Here is a 19908-nt window from a genome sequence, read left to right as displayed (position 1 = left end):
ACGGTGCTCCATGCAACGCGCCCACCTCTTCGAATTCAACGACCTGCCGTGGCTGCCCTCCCCGCTGCGCAAGACCATCATGGAGTTCCTGCACCACATGTCCGTGCGGCTGCGGATGTACGACGGCGGCTTCGACGCGCTCGCGGGGGTGATGGAGCGGCATGGCCTCACGTCCATCCAGGCGATGTGCGCGGGAGACGGCGGCCTGATGCTGGCCCTGTCCAGGCACCTGGGGAGGCAGGACGTCCACATCCAGCTTTCGGACAAGTACCCGTCCCTGGAACGATTCGCTGAAATCGAGCGCGAGAGCGGAGGCCACGTCAGTCACGTCAAGAGCTCCGTGGACGTGCTGGACGTTCCCGGCCACCTGTCGGGACTTCGCCTCATCGTCAACGCCGTGCACCACTTCCAGCCCCCGGCGGTGCGGGGAATCCTGGCGGACGCGGTGGCCAAGCAGCAGCCCATCGTGTTCCTGGAGCCCGTCCAGCGCGACCTGCTGTCCATCCTGCGCTTCTGCGCCGCGACGCCGCTGATCAGCGCCTGGTTGAGCCTGGGAGGCATCCGCCCCCTCAACCTGCGCCGCGTGCTGCTGGGCGTCGTGGCCCCCCTGGGCTCGCTGTGCTTCCTCTTCGACGGGGTGGTTTCGCACCTGCGCGCCTACCACCTGAAGGAGTGGGAGGCGCTCATCCAGCAGGTCGAGGGACACGAGGGCTACGACTGGGAGCTGCGCCAGCTGACGGGCTTCATGGGCGCGCGCGTCTCCTTCCTGGCCGGCGTGCCGAAGTCGCGGGCCCCGGTGCTGGCGCCATGAGCGACCCGACGGAGGTGTTGATCGTCGGGGCGGGTCCGGTGGGGCTGTGCCTCGCGCTGGCGCTCGACCAGCAGGGCGTCCGGGTGCGCATCATCGACAAGGAGCCCTCGTTCTCCGGCGAGTCCAAGGCGGTGACGCTCCAGCCCCGGACCCTGGAGATCTTCCAGATGCTGGGCGTCGCGGATCGGCTCCTGAAGGACGGGGTCATCAACCGGGTGATGAACATGCACGTGGGCCGCGAGCGCGTCACGGTGCTGCGCTACGACCGGCTGGACAGCGCCTTCGCCTTCTACCTGCACCTGCACCAGGGCCAGACGGAGCGGGTGTTGGTCCAGGTGCTGGGCGAGCGGGGCATCACCGTGGAGCGCGCCACCGCCCTGGAAGGCCTGCATCAGGACGCTGGGGGGGTGACGGCGCGGCTGGTGCGGACGGGAGGTGGCTCGGAGGAGATCACCGTGCCGTTCCTGGTGGGCTGCGATGGCGGGCACAGCCGGGTCCGCGCGGCGCTCGACCTGGGCTTCAGCGGCGCGCGTCATGACGACAACTGGATCATGACCGATGTGCGCATCCCCAACATGTCGCTCGCCCGCGATGAGCGCCACGGCTTCATCCTGGACCGCTTCCCCTTCGTGGTGCTGAACCTGGGCAACGACTACTACCGGCTCATCGCCGCGCGTCCGCCGGGCTCACCGCTCGCGGGACAGGTGCCCACGCTGGAGGAGTTCCGCGACATCATGACGCCCCTGGGCCTGGGCCATTGGCAACTCGAAGCGCCGCTGTGGCTCACCCACTACCGCCCGAGCCAGCGGCTGGTCTCCCAGTACCGGGTGGGCCGGGTCTTCGTGGCGGGTGACGCGGCCCACGTGAACACGCCCATCGCCGCGCAGGGCCTCAACACCGGGGTGCTGGACGCCATCAACCTGGCCTGGAAGCTGCGGTTCGCGGTTCGCGGCAAGGCCAGCACCGCCCTGCTCGACAGCTACCATGCGGAGCGCCACGCGGCCGCCGTGACGATGTTCGCGCAGAACGACCGGCTCACCACGCTCGTCTTTGGCGCGAACCCCCTGCTGCGCTTCCTGGCGCGCAAGCAACTGCACCTGCTGAACCTGCCCGCGCTGAACCTGAGGAACGTCCTGGGCACGTCACAGCTCGACGTGCACTACCGCCACAGCCCCGTGGTGCAGCCAGCGCTCGACCCACGGGGCACCCGCGCCTCCCGGGCCTCCTTCGAGCGCGGTGGAGCGCGGCCCGGAGATCGCGCGCCACACCTGCTGTTGGACGCCGGCACGGCCACCCCGCTCTATGAGGTGCTCCGCGCGGATCACCACACGCTGCTCATCCTGGGCGGCGAGCGGCCCGACACGGCGGCGATGCGGGCCATGGCCACCCACGCCCGCGACAAGCACGGCGAATGGCTCACCTCCCACTTCGTCTTCAACGGACAGGTCGCGCCGGGGTTCGATGGCGGAGGGCTCGGCAAGGTCTGGACGGACGCCCACGGGAAGGCCCACCGGGCGCTCGGGGTGAAGCGCGCGGGCTGCGTGGTGATCCGCCCCGACGCCCACCTCGCCACGCGCTTCCCCCTGGGCGCGCCGGAGGGGCTGGACACCTATTTCGGCGCCCTGCTGCACTGAGGGCCCCCCCTCGGGGAGCGCGGCTCAGGCTCCCCCGCGCATGACCTGGAAGCGCTCCTCCAGCCACTCCGCCGTGGCCGCCATGAGCTTGTCGGCGATGGCATCCACATGCCGGGCGCGCCACGAGGCGAGCGGCGTGCCTCGCACCCATTGATTGAAGGCGCCCATCGCCGGCCCACAGTGGATCTGGTAGTCGGTGCGCTGCTCGCGGCTCCCGCTCAGGGCCAGGCGCGAGGTGTGGACGAAGTACCAGCGGAAGACCAGGGCCATCTTCTTCCGGGGATTGCGCTCGGCACGCGCCACCACCTCCGGTTCGACGCGCAGGTAGTGCTGGCGCGTCTCCGCCCAGACCTCGTCGAAGCCACGTCGGAAGACCTTCTCCTGGAGCTGCTGCCGGGTCTCCGCGTCCAGGGCCTCCAGGGACGGGTGCTGTTGGTAGAGCGCGTACAGGCGGTTGGCGCGCGCCGGGAAGAAGAGCCCCTTGCGCACCACCTGGATCTTCGCCCCCAGCTCGAACATGTCCCCCGCGGGTGCGCAGGTGACGTCCTGCACGTCGAGCGTCTCCAGCAGCTCCTTGACGGGTTCGCTGGTCGCCGCCTCCACGGTGCACTGGTTGATGGAGCCCGTCACGATGAAGTCCGCGCCCATCAGGAAGGCCGAGGCCGCCGCCTGGGGAGTCCCGATGCCTCCCGCCGCGCCCAGACGGATGCGCGTCGGGTAGCGGTGCTCCGCCATCATCCGGTCGCGCAGCAGGCTCATCGCGGGAAACAGGGCACTGGCGACCCCCTGGTCGGTATGGCCTCCGGAGTCGGACTCCACGCAGACATCCCCGGCCATGGGCAGCTCGCGGGCGAGCCGGGCCTCCTCCAGGGACAACTGGCCGGCGCGCACGAGCCCCTCCAGCAGGCCCTGTGGGGGCGGCCCCATGAAGGCCTCGGCGACCTCCGGCCGGGAGACCTTGGCGATGAGCCGGTTCGGGGCCTCGACCTGGCCATCGTCGCGCCGCCGCACGCCCTTCATCCGGAAGCGGACCAGGGCCGGCGTCAGTTGCAGGAAGGCCGAGGCCTCGACGTTGCGCACCCCCAGGCGCAGGAAGAGGTCCACCAGTCGCTCCTCGCGCTCCGGGCGCTCTGGGCTGTGCAACAGGTTCATGCCGTAGGCTTCGCCCGGACGCAGCGCGGCCTGGATGGCCAGAAGCTCTTCTTCAATGCGCGCGAGCGGAACCCCCCCGGTGCCGAAGAAGCCCAGCAACCCCGCGCGGCCCATGCGCACCACCAGCTCGCGCGAAGAAATCCCCTTGTACATGGAGCCCGCCACGTAGGAGAGCCGCACGCCATACGCATCACGGAAGGCCTTGCTGCCCAACGTCCCCGCGCGAACCCCCTGCGCGCTCACGGGAGCAGGCGCGGGAACCGGCGGGGGCGCTTGCCGTGGGGACGGGGGCTCGATGGCGGGCGCGGCCCCGAGGGGCGCCTGACGGATCTGCCCGATGAGCCCGGTGAGGATCCGACCGTGCCCCACCTCCACGAACTCCTGCTCGCCCTGGGCGAGCAGGGAGCGCACGCTCTGCGTCCACCGCACCGGTGAGTCGATCTGCCGGGCCAGCAGCTCGGGCAGCCGTGCCTCATCGTAGGGACGGGCCTCCACGTTGGAGATCACCGGGAAGCGAAGGGGAGCGAAGGAGAACTCCCGCAGGAAGGCCGCGAAGGCGTCGCGCGCGGGGCGCATGTAGCGCGAGTGGAACGCGGCGCTCACCTTGAGCAGGATGACGTTGGCCCCCGCCGCGCGCAGCTCCGGCGCCGCGCGCTCCAGATCCTCCTTCGGTCCGGAGAGGACCTGCTGGCTCGGCGTGTTGTCGTTGGCCAGATCCAGGGTGCGCACCCCCAGCCGCTCCAACAGCTCGACGATGCGCTCCACGGAGAGGCCCACCACCGCGGCCATGCCGCCCCCGCTCGCCTGCGCCATCAACTCCCCGCGCTTGCGCACCAGGAGGACGCCCGTCGCGAAGTCGAAGGCCCCCGCGGCGAACAGGGCGTTGTACTCTCCCAGGCTGTGCCCCATGGCATGGTCTGGATCGCGCCCATGGCGCTCCCGCTGCTCCAGCCAGGCGAGCGAGTTCAAAACGAACAGCACGGGCTGCGTGTATCGCGTCTCATCCAGGCGGGCGTCCTGACACACGTCCGCCAGCCGATACCCCAGCAGCGCGTCAGCCTGGGCCGCCAGGCCTGGATGCCTCGCGAGCAGCTCCCCGCCCATCCCCCGCTTCTGCGAGCCCTGCCCCGGAAACACGAACGTCGTCATGTGTCACACCCGCTTCCGCCGTCCGTCACGAACCCTGGAGGTTAATCCGACTTACACCCCGGTGAAACAGGGCCCGCCCCCATGAACCGGGAGCGGGGCTTCGGTTATCCTGCCACGGTCGTGAGCCCGTCCAGGGCCCTGTCCACGCTCCGCGCCCGCCGCTCTCAAGAGGAAAGACACCCCATGAGCCAGACCCAGAAGTTGCATGTCAACATCCTGAGCCCGGAGTTCCACGTCAATCCCTACCCTTTCTACAAGCAACTGCGGGAGCAGGAGCCTGTGTATTGGAGCGAGGAGACGCGACACTGGTTGCTCACCCGGTATGAAGACGTCCAGGTGGCCTTGAAGGACACGACCCGCTTCTCCAGCCAGAGCAGCGAGACCTTCGTCGTCAACGACGAGTTCATGCAACACCTGCGGCCCATCATCACCCACTTCTCGATGTGGGCCGTGATGAAGGACAACCCTGAACACAAGCGGCTGCGCGGCCTCATCAACCAGGCCTTCCGCCCCGACAACGTCAAGGACATCCATCAGCGGGCCCAGCAGACCGCCAACTGGCTCATCGACCAAGTCTACGACAAGGGGGAGATGGACTTCGTCAATGATTACGCCTACGCGCTGCCCGCCATGCTCTTCTCGGTGGAGATCCTGGGCATGGACCGCTCGGACCTGCCGACGTTCAAGGCCTGGAGCGTGGATCTGGCCCGGGCCACGGGCCGCATCGACAACCTGGACGTCATGCTGAAGGGCCAGGAAGCGCTGCTGGGGATGACCGAATACATCACCCGCGCCATCAATGACCGCCTGGAGCGCCCGCGCGAGGACTTCATCTCCTACCTCGTCAAGGCGTGGCGCGAGGACAACAAGCTGACCCTGGAAGAGGTGGTGGCCCAGATGGTCCTGCTGCTCGCGGGGGGCCACACCACCACGCAGAATGTCATCAGCACGGGCCTGCTCGCGATGTTCAAGCACCCCGAGCAGTTGGAGCGGCAGAAGCAGAATCCCCAGATCAACCGGGCCGCGGGCGAGGAGCTCTACCGCTTCACGTCGCCGGCCCAGGCGCCCACCCGCATCGCCGCGTGTGACTTCGAGCTGGGTGGCAAGCAGATCAAGAAGGGCCAGGGCATCATGCCCATGGTGGCCGCGGCCAACCGCGATCCCGCCTTCTTCGACCGGCCGGATGAGCTGGACCTCACGCGCGAGAAGAACCCGCACCTGGGCTTCGGCACGGGCATCCACGTCTGCCCGGGCGCCTTCCTCGCGCGCGCGGAGATCCCCGTCGGCTTCGAGACGCTCCTGAAGCGCATCCCCAACGTGCGCCCCAAGAACGACACCGAGGACTGGAACATGAATCTCAGCTTCCGGGGCCTGTCCACCTTCCCCCTGGTCTGGAGCTGACGTTCCGCTTCACCGCCCCCCACGTCAGCCCGTCGCGCCGAACTCCAGCGCGGCGAGCTTCCGCCGGGGGGTGGACTCCCCGGGCGGCTCCTGGACGGGCGCGGCCCGCCGGGACAAAGCCTCCAACCAGTAGCGCTGGCGGTTGAAGACCACGGGAGACAGGGGCGCGCGCACGGGCTGCTGCTCGTCGGGTGCCTCGCTCACGAGCGCATGCGCGTTGGTCCCGCCAAAGCCAAACGCGCTGAGTCCTGCCCGGCGCACTCCGCCGCGCGGCTCCCACGGCCGGAGTCGGGTGTTGGGGAAGAGCGGCGAGGACTCGAAGTGGAAGCGCGGGTTGGGCGTCGTGCAATGCAGCGTGGGGGGCAGTTCGCGATGCATCAAGGAGAGCACCACCTTGATGAAGCCCGCGACGCCCGCCGCGCTCAGCAGGTGCCCGAAGTTGCTCTTGACGGTGCCCACCGCGCAGGAGCCCGGGGGCACCCCCGCCGGGGCGAGCACCTCCGTGAGAGACTTGAGCTCGATGGGATCCCCGAGCATGGTCCCGGTGCCGTGCGCCTCCACGTAGCCGAGCGTCCGGGGATCGACGCGGCCCTGGCGCAGGGCCTCCTCGATGACGGCGCGCTGCCCCGCGGGGTTGGGGGTGGTGGCCCCCATGGTGTGTCCATCATTGTTGACGGCGGTCGCGTCGATGACGCCGTAGATGCGGTCGCCGTCGGCCAGGGCCTTGCGGAGCGGCTTGAGCAGGACGACGCCCGCGCCTTCACCGGGCACGAAGCCATCCGCCTTCTCGTCGAAGGTCTTGCACCGGCCATCGCGGGACAGCGCGCGGCTTTCGCTGAGCGTCAGGTAGACGGCCTCATCGAGCAGGATGTCCACGCCTCCCGCCAGCGCCAGCTCGGACTCCCCCGAGCGCAAGCTCTGGCAGGCCAGGTGGATGGCGACGAGCGAGGAGGAGCACGCGGTGTCCACCACCAGGCCCGGTCCCTTCAGGTCGAGGAAATGGGACACGTGGGCGGCGATGAAGTTCTGTCCCGAGCCAATGACACCATTGCGGGTGGGCGCCGGCATGCGCGCGGAATAGCCACTCATCCGCGAGCCGACGAACACGCCCACGCGTCTGCCCGCCACCTCGCGTGGCGCATACCCCGCGTGCCGGAGACCCTGGACGCTGACCTCCAGGAACTGCCGCATCAGGGGATCGATGCAGGGAGCGTCCGCCCGGGCGATCTGGAAGTAGTCCGGATCGAAGAGTTCGATTCCCTCGATGAAGCCACCCCACCTGCCGATGCTCCGGCCGGGCTGATGGGTGGGGGAATGGAAGTCCGCGATCCGCCAGCGCGACGCAGGCACCTCGGTGATGAGGTCGCGCCCTTCCCGCAGCACCCGCCAATAGGCCTCCAGGTCGGTCGAGCCCGGGAAATGACAGGCCATGCCAATCACGGCGATGGGCTCCAGGCCTCCGGCGGAAGGCGGGGGCTGGGGCACCGGGGGGGTTGGCGCCGGGAGCGGCGGCGCCACGGGCTCCGGCTTCCGCGCGAGGCGCTCGGACTCCAGGGGGACGGCCACGGAGGGCACGCTGCGCGCATGGGCCTCCAGGACGGCCTCGGGATACGCCTCCACGAGATGTCCCCCGAGCTCCGTCAGGGTCCGGTGCAGCAGGGGGAGTGAAGGGTCGAGTTTCACGCCCAACCACTCATCCAGTTTCATCACCACTTCGATGACGAGAATGGAGTCCAGGCCCAGGGTCTCGAAGTCCGCATCGGAAGCAATCTGCTCCTGAGGCACCTGGAGCTCTTTCGCGAACAACTGGCGAAGCCACCGCGTGGTGAAGGCGAGCAGCTCCTGTCCCGAGGAGATTCGCGAAGCGGACGCTGGCGCCACCCTCGGAACCACCGGGGCTGGCAGCTCCGGCGAAGGGGGGGCGGCCGGAGGGCTCGCGCGCGGCAGGTCGCGGACGGGAGGCGACCGGTTGCGCGACCGCAGCAGGTCGTCAGGAGAAAAAAGGTTCGGCTCGACAATGGCAGGCAGGAGCACGGCACGCCCGGAGGCGAGCGTGGCGTCCAGCAGGGCCAGGCCATCCGCGGTGGAGTGCGCCGCCAGGCCCAGCGCCTGATAGGCGGGGCTCTTCACCTCGCCCATGCCCACGTCCTTCCAGTTGGGCCAGAGGATGGACTGATGGGAGACCCGGCCCGCGGCGCGCCGGTGTTCGACCCACAGGTTCATGAACTCGTTGGCGGCCGAGTAGTCCAGCAGGCCCACAGCCAACGACGGAGCCAGGGCCGAAACCGAGGAGAAGAGGACGAAGAACTCCAGCGGATCCCTGGCGAGTGCGCGCTCGAGCGTGAGCAGCCCCTCCACCTTGGGTTCGAGCACCCGGAGCAGTTGGCCCACGGGCTTGCTGGTGAAAGCAGGCGGAGTGAAGAAGACCGCGCCCGCGGAGTGGACGCAGCCCGCGATGGGACCGAGCGAGGCACGCACCTCTCCGAAGAGCGCCTCCAACGCCACGAAGTCCGTCAGCGCTCCGCAGTGGATCCGCAGGCGCACGCCCCGGGCCCTCAGGGCACGCAAGGGGGCAAGGCGTTCCCGCAGCTCCGGTGCGCAGCCCTCCTGCGCAAGGAGCGCATCCCATTGGTCCTGGGGCGGCAACGGTTGCAAACCCATGAGGACCAGCCGCCGGGCCCCCCGGGACACCAGATGCCGGGCGACCTCGAGGCCAATGCCACGCACGCCGCCCGTGATGACATACACCTTTTCGGAGGACATGCGCGGCGCGGGACCGGGCGTGCTCAACAGGGTATGCATTCGAGGCACGTAGCGCCGGCCCCTGCGGTGGAGGACTTCGCCTCCGGAGTCCTGGTCGGCGTGTTCCTCGCGGAGCAACGACTCCAGCGCGACCGCGCTGTCCGGAACCTTCTCCAGGTCCACGGTGCGGGCATGCAATGCCGGGTACTCCGCCCCCAGCTTGCCCACCAGGGCCGCCATCACCCCACCGCCGAGGTCCAGCGCACCGGAGCCCATGAAGGTGCGCAGCCCCCGGGTGAAGTGCAGCAGCGCGAAGGACTCGGTCCGGCTGCGCTTCAGGAGCGTCTGCAACATGCCAATCCGGCCGAACGTCTCCATCCGCCTGGAGCCGTCCTCTTCCTCCGCGTGGGGAGCGGTCCGCAGGTCGGAGAGGTCGATGATGCCCGCGAGCGGTCCGCGACGGGCGTTGAGCTCCTCACCCAGCCGGACACCGGCCTCGTAGCGATCGAAGTCGAGCAGGGCATGCACGCCGGGGCACGCGTTTCCGCGGTTCGCGATGAGGAACAGTCGGGTGTCGCGAAGGGACGCGAGCGCCTCTTGCGCCAGCGCGAGGGTCTCCTCGTTGACCAGCACGACCAGGGTGCCTTCCAACTCCAGGGCCGCTGGGTGCGCCTGCTCTTCCACGACACCCCAACCCTTCTCGAGCAGGAGCGCGTTCTCGGGGAGGAGCGTGACGGGGGACGGCGCTTCGTCGGGGCTCTCCGTCGGGACGGACACCGGAACCGGCGCGGGCCCCACACTTCGCGGAGCCAGGGACTCGCTCGGAACAGGAACGGTGCCGGCCGGAAGCGAAGCCCGAGGGACCGGTCCCTGGAGCCAGCAACGCTCCCGGGCGAACGGATGGGTGGGCAGGGCGACACATCGATAGACCCCGTCTGGAAACAAGACGGACCGCTCCAGGTCCACGCCAAGCACATACAATTCGGCCGAGGCCTTGAGCGTTTCGCGCCAGACGTCGCCCGGCGCCTCCAGGTCCAGACTCCGGAGCAGCCGCCCGTTCATCTCACGCAGCAGGTTCCTGGAGGAATCAGAGAGCGCTCCCGGCCCCGGGCCCGGCCCCGGTCGCGCCGCGGGCGTGTCCCGGTAATGCGTCAGGAGGGAAATGAACTCCTGGAGATCCGAGGCGACGAAGGCCGCGCGCCGCGCCAGCGTGCCCCTCCCACGCGCCAGGGTGAAGGCGACATCCCCCGGATGTGGCGCGTCGCCGTCCGACAGGGAGCGCCCCAGCCTCTCGATGAGCTCCGAGGCGAACCGGCCCAACGCCTCGTCGCTCCGCGCGGAGAGGATGAACACATACGCGGGCCGTCCGGGGTCGGCCGCGCGCGGCAGCGGCAGCGGTGGCTCCTCCAGGATGAGGTGGCAGTCGGTGCCGCTGGGGCTGAAGGCACTGATGGCGGCCCGGCGCGGAGCCCCTTCCGTCCCCACCCAGGGGCAGGGTTTCGTGGGGACCCGGAAGGGCGTCCGCTCGAAGCGGGCGGGGTCCGATTCCGCGAAGGAGTGGAGCGAGGGGGGGAGCTGCCGGTGTTCGAAGGCGAGGAGGATCTTGAGCAGCCCGGCCATGCCCGCGGCCGCCGCAGCGTGGCCCACGTTGCCCCCGACCGAACCGATGGAACAGGGGTCGGTCCGCGACGGGAACACCCGTGAGAGGGCTTCGAGCTCCACGTCATCCCTGCGACGGACTCCAATGCCGTGTGCCTCCAGGTACGAGACCGTCTCCGGCTCGATTTCGGCCTGCTGGTAGACGGCGCGGATGAAGTCGGAGCGGGAGTGCGAATCATTGGAGGGTGGCTCGCCCGGGAGCCGCCCGCCCTGGACGGTGTCGCTGCCTCGGATGACGCCATGGATACGGTCGCCGTCAGCCAGCGCCCGCTCCAGGGGCTTGAGGACCACCACGCCCACGCCCTCGGCGGGAACGAAACCCTCCGTCAGGGGGGTGAGGGGCGCGCTCCCCGCATGGAGCGCCGCGCGATGCATCCGGGCGGTGGCCATGACGAAGGCCCCTCCCGCCAGCGCCCACTCCAGGGAGCCTGTCGACAATTGCTCGCAAGCCAGGTGGATGGCGACGAGCGAGGACGCACAGGAGGCATCCACCACGAGCCCCGGACCCTGGAGGCCGAGCAACCGGGACACGCGGGCCAGCAACTGCGAGGCGTCATCGCCCGACAGCAGTCGGGGATGTTCCTCATGGGCGCCATCGAGGCCAGACGGGTAGTCCGACGCACGCAGGCCCATGAATACGCCGGCCCTGCGTCGCTCGCCCGTGGTGGGAAGGCCAGAGTCCTCCAGGGCCATCCAGCAGTGCTCCAGCAACAGGCGCTGCTGGGGGTCCATCCGCGCCGCGTCCCTGGAAGACAGACCGAAGAAGCCTGGATCGAAGTCCTCGACAGCATCGAGGAACCCCCCGCGAAGCGCTGAAGGACTGTCGCTGGAGGCGTCCAGCCCCCAGCGCTCACGGGGGCCCCCGGTCACCGAGTCGACCCCCTGGCTCAGGTTCGCCCAGAACGCCCCCAACTCGCGGGCCCCCGGAAAACGCCCCGACATCCCGACGATGGCAATCGGACCCCGGTGCCCCCGCACCATGCCGCGCCGCGTGCTGAAATCCTCACCCACGGTCCCCCCTAGCCTCATGGAAAAATCCAAGGGGACTGTAGCAAATAATTCGGACTGAACACCACGGGGGCCTTGAACCCGCGGTCCCCGCCTACGTCGAGGGAGGGCTCACCCGGGCCTGCCGGCGCGAACCCAGACGTGGTGCTCCACCTTCGTCCAGGACTTCCGGGCCGCTGGTGACAACGTCGCGCCGCCCCGGAGCGCCAGGTCCAGCTGATAGCGCTGGTACGCCTCCTGCGCCGTCGCCCCGTACGCCATGACGTATGCGTACAGGAACAGCTCCGTCGAATAGCCGTACTGAGCCGCGTTGCCCGGCTGTTCGTACACGGTCGCGATCAGCACGCCGCCGTCCTTCGGGATGTGCGACTCCACTCCCGCCAGGATCTTGTCCAGCGCCTCCTGGGTCCGCTTGTAGTTCACGGAAGCGATGAGCGCGCTCATGAGCCACTCCACCACCGCTCCGGACCACTCGTAGGACTTCGGCGCGGTGGTGACACGGACCTCACTGCCCGTCCGGTGCACCGTCACTGCCGTCACCTGGAGCTGACGCTTCGGCACCAGCGGCGTCACTGGCTTCGGCGTCACCAGCGGCTTCGGCGTGGCCACATTCCGCGGTGTCGGTGTCGCCAGGGGCATCACCACCCGCTGCGCCAGGGGCGTCAGGGGCTTCGTGGTTCCCGTCAGCCTCGTGCCTCCCAAAATCGCCTGCCCTGGCTTCGTGCTCTCCGCGTACTTCTGGCGCGGCTTGAACGACACGTGCTTCAACTTCAATTCCTGCACGTCGTCCGCGTACCGGATCTCCGGGGGCTGCATCGCGAAGCCCTGGCTCACGTTCTCCTGGTACACCTGCCCCATCAGCTTCTCGAACGTGCCGCTGCCCTTGTTGATGCCTCCGTCCACCAGCGCCAGCCGCACGTAGCCGTACCCGTACAGCACGCCCCGGGCCTTCGAGTACACGTGGTCCACGTCGTGCCCCGTCGGCACCGCTCCGAACGCGCTCACCCACGCCTTGCGGTAGTCCGGATACGACGGGTTGACCCACAACTGGAGGTCCCCCGCGTAGCTGCGCACCACCAGCACGTCCTGCACCTGATAGCGACCCAGCGACTCGCAGAGCCCGATGTACTGCTCCAACGACTGCCGGCTCTTCGCGGCGATGGGAATCGGCGGATCGGTCTGCGGTGGGCTCACGGGGAGCAGGGAGCCAACCACGCCCCTCCCGCCCCGGGCAACACAGCGCGTCCCAGCAGCCCGCGCGCCTCGCGCTGGCACCGCCCGCCTGCCCGTCCGCCCAGCCTTCCGGCACTCAAATCATCAGGAAAGACGGGAAGTTGAGGGGCCGGCCGAGCGCGTGGTACGAACTCCCGTTCAGTTCCCCTCGACAACTTCTGTTTCTGGAGCCGGCTTCCATGAGCGAGCGCAATGACGTCACGCGGCCTTCGTCCCCCGCCCCGGTGGCTCCCCCCGGAGCCCACGAACAGGCCGGCGCGACCGAGGCACTCGCCCAGAACGTGACCACCCTCCCCGCCCCCACCGCCAGCGCCGAGGACGATGCCCGCGAGCGCATCGCTTCCATGGAGCGCGAGGCCAAGGCGCTCGCCACCACCGAACCGCAGACGGCCGCCCTCCTCTTCCATGAGGTGGGCCTGCTCTGGGAAGAGCCGCTCAAGAATCCCCGCAACGCCGCCGTCGCGTTCCAGAACGCCTACAAGCTGGCGCCTCGCTTCCTCGCCAACATCCGCGCCGCCCGTCGCCTCTTCGCCGACGTCGGCAACTGGCAGATGGTCGTCCAGCTCATCGACGCGGAGCTCATCGCCTCCGACGATGCCCGCCTCCAGGCCTCCCTCCTCTTCGAGAAGGGCTCCATCCTCGAAGAGCGCCTGTCCCGCGACAACGACGCCGCGGATGCCCTGCGCCAGGCCCTGGACCGCAAGCCCACCGACATCACCCTCCTCACCCAGCTCGAATCCGTCTACGCCACGCGCAATGACGCCGCGGCCCTGGTGGAGATCTACCAGTTGCTCGCCGCCGCCGTCGTTCCGCCGGGCCTGCGCGCGCACTACCTCACCGCCGCGGGCATGCTCCTGGAGGAGCGCCTCAAGAACAAGGACGCCGCCGCCGTCGTGTTCCGCGAGGCGTTCGCGCTCGACCGCTCCGACCCGCTGCTCCAGGCCGCCGTCAAGCGCGTCGCCGAACGCGATGGCCGCACCGACGAGCTGCTCGCCGCCCTCTTCGCCGAGGCCGAGGGCCAGGGCTCCCAGGGCGCTCCCGCCTACCTCCACATCGCCAAGGTCCACGACCGCCTGGGCCGCAAGGACGATGCCCTGTCCGCGCTGCTCGCCGCGCGCCGCGTGAGCCCCCACGAACCGCTCGTCCTCTCCGCGCTCGCCGGCATCTACGAGACGCAGGGCCGCTTCGAGGAGCTGGCGGACGTGCTGCTCGCGTGGGTGGGCTCCATCAACGACGAGAGCGAACTGGTCGCCATCAACCTGCGCCTCGCCGCGCTGTACGAGGACGACCTCAAGCGCGACCAGGAGGCCGCCGCCCGCTACCAGGCCATCCTCGCCCGCATCCCCAGCCATGCCGCCGCGCTCGCGGGCCTGGGCAAGCTGTCCTACCGGATGAAGAACTGGGAAGGCCTCGTCGTCGTCTTCGACGCGGAGGTCACCGCCGCCGAGGACGCCAAGGGCAAGGCCGCGCGCATGTACAAGGCGGCCGAGATTCTGGAAGAGCGCCTGGGCCGCCCGGAGGACGCCATCGCGCGCTACAACGCGTGCCTCCAGCTCCAGCCCGGCTACCTCCCCGCGCAGAAGGCCCTCACCCGCCTCTACGAGCGCCAGGGCCGCTTCGCCGAGCTCGTGTCGATGTTCGAGCAGGACCTGCTCCAGACCAACGACCGCGATCAGCTCATCACCACCCTCAACAAGATGGCGGTCATCTACGAAGACCGTCTGGGAGACCTGGACCACGCCATCGAGTGCATGAAGCGCATCCTCGATCTCGCGTCGGATCACCTGCCCACCCTGCGCAACCTGGCCCGCCTCTACGAGCGCGCCGGGCGCTACCGCGAACTCCTGGAGACCAACGACCTGGAGGCGTCCTTCGCCGGCGACACCAAGCAGGTCCTGTCGCTGCTGCACCGCAACGCCGAAATCCTCGATGAGCACCTCAAGGACCGCGTGGGCGCCATCAGCGCGTACGAACGCGTGCTCGCGCTGTCGCCCTCGTACCTCCCCGCGCTCAAGGCCCTGGGCCGGCTGTACGCGCAGGACGCCCGCTGGGAGAAGCTCATCGACATGTACCGGGCCGAGTCGGAGATCTCCACCTCCACCGACCAGGCCGCCGCGCTCATCTACAAGATTGGCGAGCTGTACGAGCACCGCCTGAAGCAGGAGAACGAGGCGCTCGCGTCGTACCAGGAGGCGCTGATGCTGGCGCCCAGCTACTTCCCGGCGCTGCGTGCGCTCGCGCGCATCCACCGGGCCCACGGCGCGTGGGAGAACCTGGTGGAGGTGCTGCGCGCGGACGCCGCCAACCGCACCGACCCGCTGGAGCGCGCCAACGCGCTCTACCAGGCCGCCGCCATCTGGGAGGACCAGCTCGCCCGTCCGGAGCTGGCCATCGACGGCTACCAGGAAGTGCTGCGCCTCACGCCCGGCCACGCCGCCACGCTGCGCGCGCTGGAGCGCCTGTACGTCACGCAGGACAACGTGAAGGAGCTGGTCGCCATCCTCGACCGCGAGACGCAGGTGGGCCAGACGCCGTCCGCCAAGGTCACCGCGTACCTGAAGCTCGCGCGGCTCTACCTGGACCGCTTCCAGGAGCCGTCCCGCGCGGCGCAGTGCTGCGAATCCGTGCTGGGCCTGGAGCCGGGCAACTTCTCCGCCCTCACCCTGCTGGAGCGCATCCGCGTGTCGGACCGCCCCCGCCGCGCCGAGCTGAGAAGCCGCATCGCGGACCGCGTGACGGACCCCCGCCTGTCCAGCGCCCTGCGCCTGCTGGCCGCCGCGGATCAGGAGAAGGGCCCGCCCACCGAGCGCACCCTGGACGTGTACCAGCGCGCCTTCGACGAGGACCCCAGCGACGCGCGCCTCGCGTTCGGCCTGGAGCGCGTGCTGCGCCAGACGGGCGACACCGCCGGTCTGTCGCGCATGTACGCCATGCGGCTCGCCGTGACGACCGACCCCACCGAGGCCCTGGAGCTGCTGCTCCGCGCCGCCGAGCTGGCCGAAGGCAAGAACGGCAACCTGGAGCAGGCCGCCGCCCTCTACCATCAGGCGCTGGAGCTCCAGGCGCAGTGCCTCCCCGCGCTCCAGGGGGCTCGCCGCGTGGCCCTGCGCCGCTCCGACTTCGCCACCGCGCGCACCATGCTGGAGACCGAGGCCAAGGCGAGCCGCGATGCCAAGGGCGCCATCGAAGGGTTCGTCGCCGCCGCGAAGCTCGCGGTCCAGAAGCTGAATGATCCGGACGGCGGCGCGGCCCTCTACCGCATGGCGCTGGAGCGCGACCCGCTGCACCCGGGCGCGGCCACCGGCCTGGAGGAGCTGCTCGCGCAGCGCGGCGGTTCCTCCGACCTCGCGGCCCTGCACGAACGGCGCGCCGAGGCCCGGCTCGCGCAGCGTGACGCGGAAGCAGCGGCGGCGGCGTACGTCACCGCGGCCCGGTTGCACAACGTGGCCCTGGGTGACCGCAACCGCGCGCTCGCGGTGCTGGAGAAGGCCCTGGCCGCCCGGCCCGGCTTCCCCGACGCCCTGGAGACGCGCGGCCTGCTGCTGCTCGAAGGCCAGCAGTACGCCGAAGCCGCGGCGATGCTCAGCCAGCGCGTGCAGCAGGGCGGCGACCCTCGCGTGCTCGCGCAGCACCACCTGACCCTGGGTGGCCTCTACCAGACGCACCTGAACGACCTGAACCGCGCGGCCGCGCACCTCCAGACGGCGCTGGCCACCCTGCCCCGCCACCCTGAAGCCCTGGAGCGGCTGGCCACGGTGTACGCGCAGGGCCGCAACTTCGGCGGCGCGGTGGACTGCCTGCGTCGGCTGTTGGATCAGGACCTGCCCACCGACGCCCGCGCGCGCTTCACGGTGGAGCTGGCGCGCATCCACGACGAAGGCCTGGGTGATGCCGCCTCCGCCACGGCGCTGTACCGCAAGGCGCTGGAGCTGACGCCGGGCGAGCCCGCGCTGGTGGACCGGCTGGTGGCCCTCTACGAGCGGGCCCGCAACCTGCCGGAGCTGGCGCAGATGCTGGACGCCCAGGCCGCCGCCACGGTGGCCTCGGACGTCAAGCGCGCCGCGTCCCTGCGCATGCGCGTGGCGAGCCTCTACGCCGGCCCCCTGTCGGAGCCCGCTCGCGCGACGGCCATCTACCGCCAGGTCGTCGAACAGGATGCGCAGAACACCCAGGCCCGCGCCGCGCTGGCGGAGCTGTACGGCCGCGACACCAACAGCTACCCGCTGGCCATCGAGGAGCACCGGCAGCTGCTGCGCCAGGATCCGGGCCGCGTGGAGAGCCTGCACGCGCTGTTCAAGCTGTGGGAGGCGCAGAAGCAGCAGGACAAGGCGTTCGCCATCTCGGCGGTGCTCACGTTCATGCGCGCCACCAACGAGGTGGAGCAGTCGTTCTATACGGAGGGCCGCGCCCGGCAGCCGCAGGAGCCTCGCGAGGGCCTGAGCCAGACGGACGTGGACACGGTGTTGATGCACCCGGCCGCTCGCGGGCAGATGACGGAGCTCTTGCGCGCCGTGGGCGACCAGCTCAGCAAGGTCTACCCGCCACAGTTCGAGATGCTCGGGGTCAACCCGAAGACAGACAAGCTCAAGCCGGACTCGGCCGTGTTCAAGGCCGTGCGCGTGGTGGCGCAGAACTTCGGCGTGGAGGAGTTCGAGGTCTACCTCGCCCGCCGCGGGATGATGCAGTTGGAGACGACGGAGCCCCTGTCCCTCTGCGTGGGCCAGGACGTGGTGCGCCGCTTCAATGCCCGCGAGCAGAAGTTCCTCATCGGCAAGGCAGTGCTGGGCCTGCTCAACAAGACGGCCGTGCTCGCCAAGCTGTCCGACGGCGAGACATCCGACCTGTTCGGCAATGCCATCCGCATCCACGCGCCGCAGTTCAACGGCCTGGGCCGGCGCAACGACGACACCACGAAGCAGCTCAAGAAGGCGTTCTCGCGCAAGGCGCTCAAGGCCCTGGAAGGCCCCGCGCAGACGCTGGCCGAACAGCCGAAGCTGGACGTGGCGTCCGTGGTGGACGCGCTCAACTTCTCCGCCGACCGCGCGGGCCTGCTGGTGTGCGGGGACCCGTCCGTGGGCCTCACCATGGTGCTGCGCGAGGATCCGAACATCCCGACGAACCGCCAGGAGGGCTCCGAACCCATCCTCCAGGCGGTGCGCGAGCGCGCCGACCTGCGCGCCCTGCTCACGTGGATGCTCACCGACGACTTCTACCGCCTGCGTCAGCGGATGGGCCTGTCGCTGTAGCTTCCGAACCGGCGGTGCCGACTACTCCCGGCGGACCAGCGCGTCCGTCGGGAGTGCCCCGAGCATGCGACCCACGGCGTCATCCACGTGGGCCCGCTCCGGGGCTTCCACCGTCACCTTCACCCGGTAGTCCATGCTCGCGTCGAACACCGGATACGAGCCGATGGCCACGTGGGGCATGTCCAGCGCCACGCGATCCAACACTCCCGCCAGGGCACTCTCGCCCAGGTTGAAGAACAGGCTGACCAGGTGCACCGGCGTGCCGCTCAGCCGTGAGAGCACCGTCTCCAGTTGCAACCGGAAGAGCTGCGGGACCCCGGGCAGCAGGTAGATGTCGTCCACCGTCAGCACCGGGAACCACATCCCCGGCTGGGCCAGCAGCACCGTGCCCTCGGGCGCGTCCGCCAGCCGCAGGCCCTCCGGCGTCACCGGCGTGTTGCCCGCGCGGGCGTGCAGCGCGGAGACCATCTCCGGCAGGCGCACCACGGAGCGGCCCAGCGCGAGCGCCACCGCGCGCACCGTGACGTCGTCGTGGGTAGGGCCAATGCCGCCGCTGGTGAAGACGTAGCGGGCCCGCCGCCGGGCTCGCGCCACCGCGTCCACGATGGCGTCCACGTCGTCCAGGATGGTCTCCACCGAGCGCAGCGGGATGCCCAGCTCGCGCAGGCGCTGGATGAGGTGGGGCCCGTTCTCGTCCTTCACCTTCGCGGTGAGGACCTCGTTGCCGATGATGATCGCCGCCGCGCCGGTGCGCTCCATGGAGCGCCGGACTCTACCCCATCGGACCCCTCACGGTGGCCGCGCACGGTTGTCCATCCCACCCCGGCACCAGGAATGTCAGCCCCGCATGAGAGGGTCGCGAGCAATCAGGACTTTTCCGTGCTAAGGTGATTTTCCATGAATTCAGCAGATGGCAGCGAGAACAACTTCGGCTTGACTTCGAGCCTCGTCGATCTCCTCTGCCCGCGCGCTGAAAAGCAGGGCGCCGCGCGGCTCTACTGGTTCCAGGAGACGGGGGACGCGGAGAGCACCACGGAGGAGTGGAGCTTCGCGCACCTGGAGGCCCGGGCCCAGGCGCTGGGGGCGCGGTTGCAGGCGGGCTCGGAGGATGAACGGGTCCTGATGCCGTGCCATGAGCTGGAGCAGGCGACCCACACCGACTGGAGCGAGCCGGCGGAGGTCCCTTCCCCGGACGACGCCCGCTGCCTTCCCGCGCAGTTCCGCGCGCAGGTGGCCCGCACGCCGGACGCCGTGGCGGTGGCGGGTGACGACGAGACGCTCACCTACGCGGAGCTGGACGCGCGCAGCGACGCGCTGGCGTGGCATCTGCGTGAGCAGGGCGTGGCGCCGGAGGTGCGCGTGGGCCTGAGCGTGGAGCGCTGCGCCGGGATGGTGGTGGCGATGCTCGGCATCCTCAAGGCCGGCGGGGTCTGCATCGCGCTGGACCCGGACGCCCCGCGCGCCATGTGGGCCTCGGTGCTGGAGGACTCGGGAGCTCGGGTGCTCGTCACGCAGTCCCACCGGGACAGCGCCCTGACGGCGGAGGGCGTGCGCACCGTCTTCGTGGACTCGGAGGAGGCGTTCGAACTGGGAGTGCTCGGGCCTCCGCGCGCGGGCACGACGCCGGAGGACCTCGCCTCCGTCCTCTACCCGGCGGGTGATGGCGGGAGCCTCGCGGGCGTGAGGGTGTCGCACACGGACGTGGCCCGGTTCTTCGGCACCATGGATTCACGCATGGGCAACGCGCCCATGGGCACGTGGCTGGCGGTTCCCCGCCTGGCCCGTGACAGCTCCATGCTGGAGCTGCTGTGGGCGCTCATGCGGGGCTTCCGGGTCGTCGCGCGGACCGCCTGATGTCCTCGGGTGTCTCAGA

General features: G+C 70.0%; 9 protein-coding genes. 5 read left to right on the top strand and 4 right to left on the bottom strand.

Annotated features, from left to right (window positions below):
- The first annotated feature begins 10 nt into the window (after positions 1–10).
- Together OV208_RS41145 and OV208_RS41140 are read left to right on the top strand one after the other, a co-directional pair.
- Entirely contained in the window at positions 11–811 is an 801-nt protein-coding gene (locus OV208_RS41145) for a hypothetical protein (protein WP_267579451.1), read from the top strand.
- Positions 808–2445 (top strand): FAD-dependent monooxygenase, encoded by a 1638-nt coding sequence (locus tag OV208_RS41140; protein ID WP_267579450.1) that lies wholly within the window; start codon positions 808–810, stop codon positions 2443–2445. The genes OV208_RS41145 and OV208_RS41140 overlap by 4 nt, the downstream gene beginning before the upstream one ends.
- A gap of 24 nt (positions 2446–2469) precedes the next feature.
- Here OV208_RS41140 and fabD read toward each other — a convergent pair whose 3' ends face one another.
- Complete coding sequence (gene fabD, locus OV208_RS41135; protein WP_267579449.1) at positions 2470–4746, bottom strand: ACP S-malonyltransferase; 2277 nt, start codon at positions 4744–4746, stop codon at positions 2470–2472.
- 183 nt (positions 4747–4929) lie between these two features.
- Between fabD and OV208_RS41130 the strand changes: the two genes are divergently transcribed.
- The gene (locus tag OV208_RS41130) at positions 4930–6147 is read left to right on the top strand and encodes a cytochrome P450 (protein ID WP_267579448.1); all 1218 of its coding nucleotides are present in this window, start codon (positions 4930–4932) and stop codon (positions 6145–6147) included.
- A gap of 24 nt (positions 6148–6171) precedes the next feature.
- Here the strand turns inward: OV208_RS41130 and OV208_RS41125 are convergent, their stop codons facing one another.
- Together OV208_RS41125 and OV208_RS41120 are read right to left on the bottom strand one after the other, a co-directional pair.
- Positions 6172–11559, bottom strand: coding sequence for a type I polyketide synthase (locus OV208_RS41125; protein WP_267579447.1), 5388 nt, complete (start codon positions 11557–11559; stop codon positions 6172–6174).
- Between the two features lie 108 nt (positions 11560–11667).
- Positions 11668–12750 carry a hypothetical protein gene (locus OV208_RS41120; RefSeq protein WP_267579446.1) on the bottom strand — a complete coding sequence of 361 codons (1083 nt, stop codon included), beginning with the start codon at positions 12748–12750 and terminating at the stop codon, positions 11668–11670.
- Between the two features lie 218 nt (positions 12751–12968).
- Here OV208_RS41120 and OV208_RS41115 point away from each other — a divergent pair, with 218 nt between their 5' ends.
- A complete protein-coding gene (locus tag OV208_RS41115; protein ID WP_267579445.1) occupies positions 12969–18035 on the top strand; it encodes a tetratricopeptide repeat protein in 5067 nt (1688 codons plus the stop codon).
- A 21-nt stretch (positions 18036–18056) separates the two neighbouring features.
- On the opposite strand, the gene OV208_RS41110 is transcribed toward OV208_RS41115, so the two are convergent.
- The gene (locus OV208_RS41110) at positions 18057–18794 is read right to left on the bottom strand and encodes a competence/damage-inducible protein A (RefSeq protein ID WP_267579444.1); all 738 of its coding nucleotides are present in this window, start codon (positions 18792–18794) and stop codon (positions 18057–18059) included.
- Positions 18795–18932: 138 nt separating this feature from the next.
- On the opposite strand from OV208_RS41110, the gene OV208_RS41105 reads away from it, so the two are divergent.
- On the top strand, positions 18933–19889 hold the full coding sequence (locus tag OV208_RS41105; RefSeq protein ID WP_267579443.1) for an AMP-binding protein: 957 nt from the start codon (positions 18933–18935) through the stop codon (positions 19887–19889).
- Positions 19890–19908 lie beyond the last annotated feature (19 nt).

The organism is Corallococcus sp. bb12-1 (assembly GCF_026626765.1).
GTDB lineage: Bacteria > Myxococcota > Myxococcia > Myxococcales > Myxococcaceae > Corallococcus > Corallococcus terminator.
This window is presented reverse-complemented; position numbering and strand designations above follow the sequence as displayed.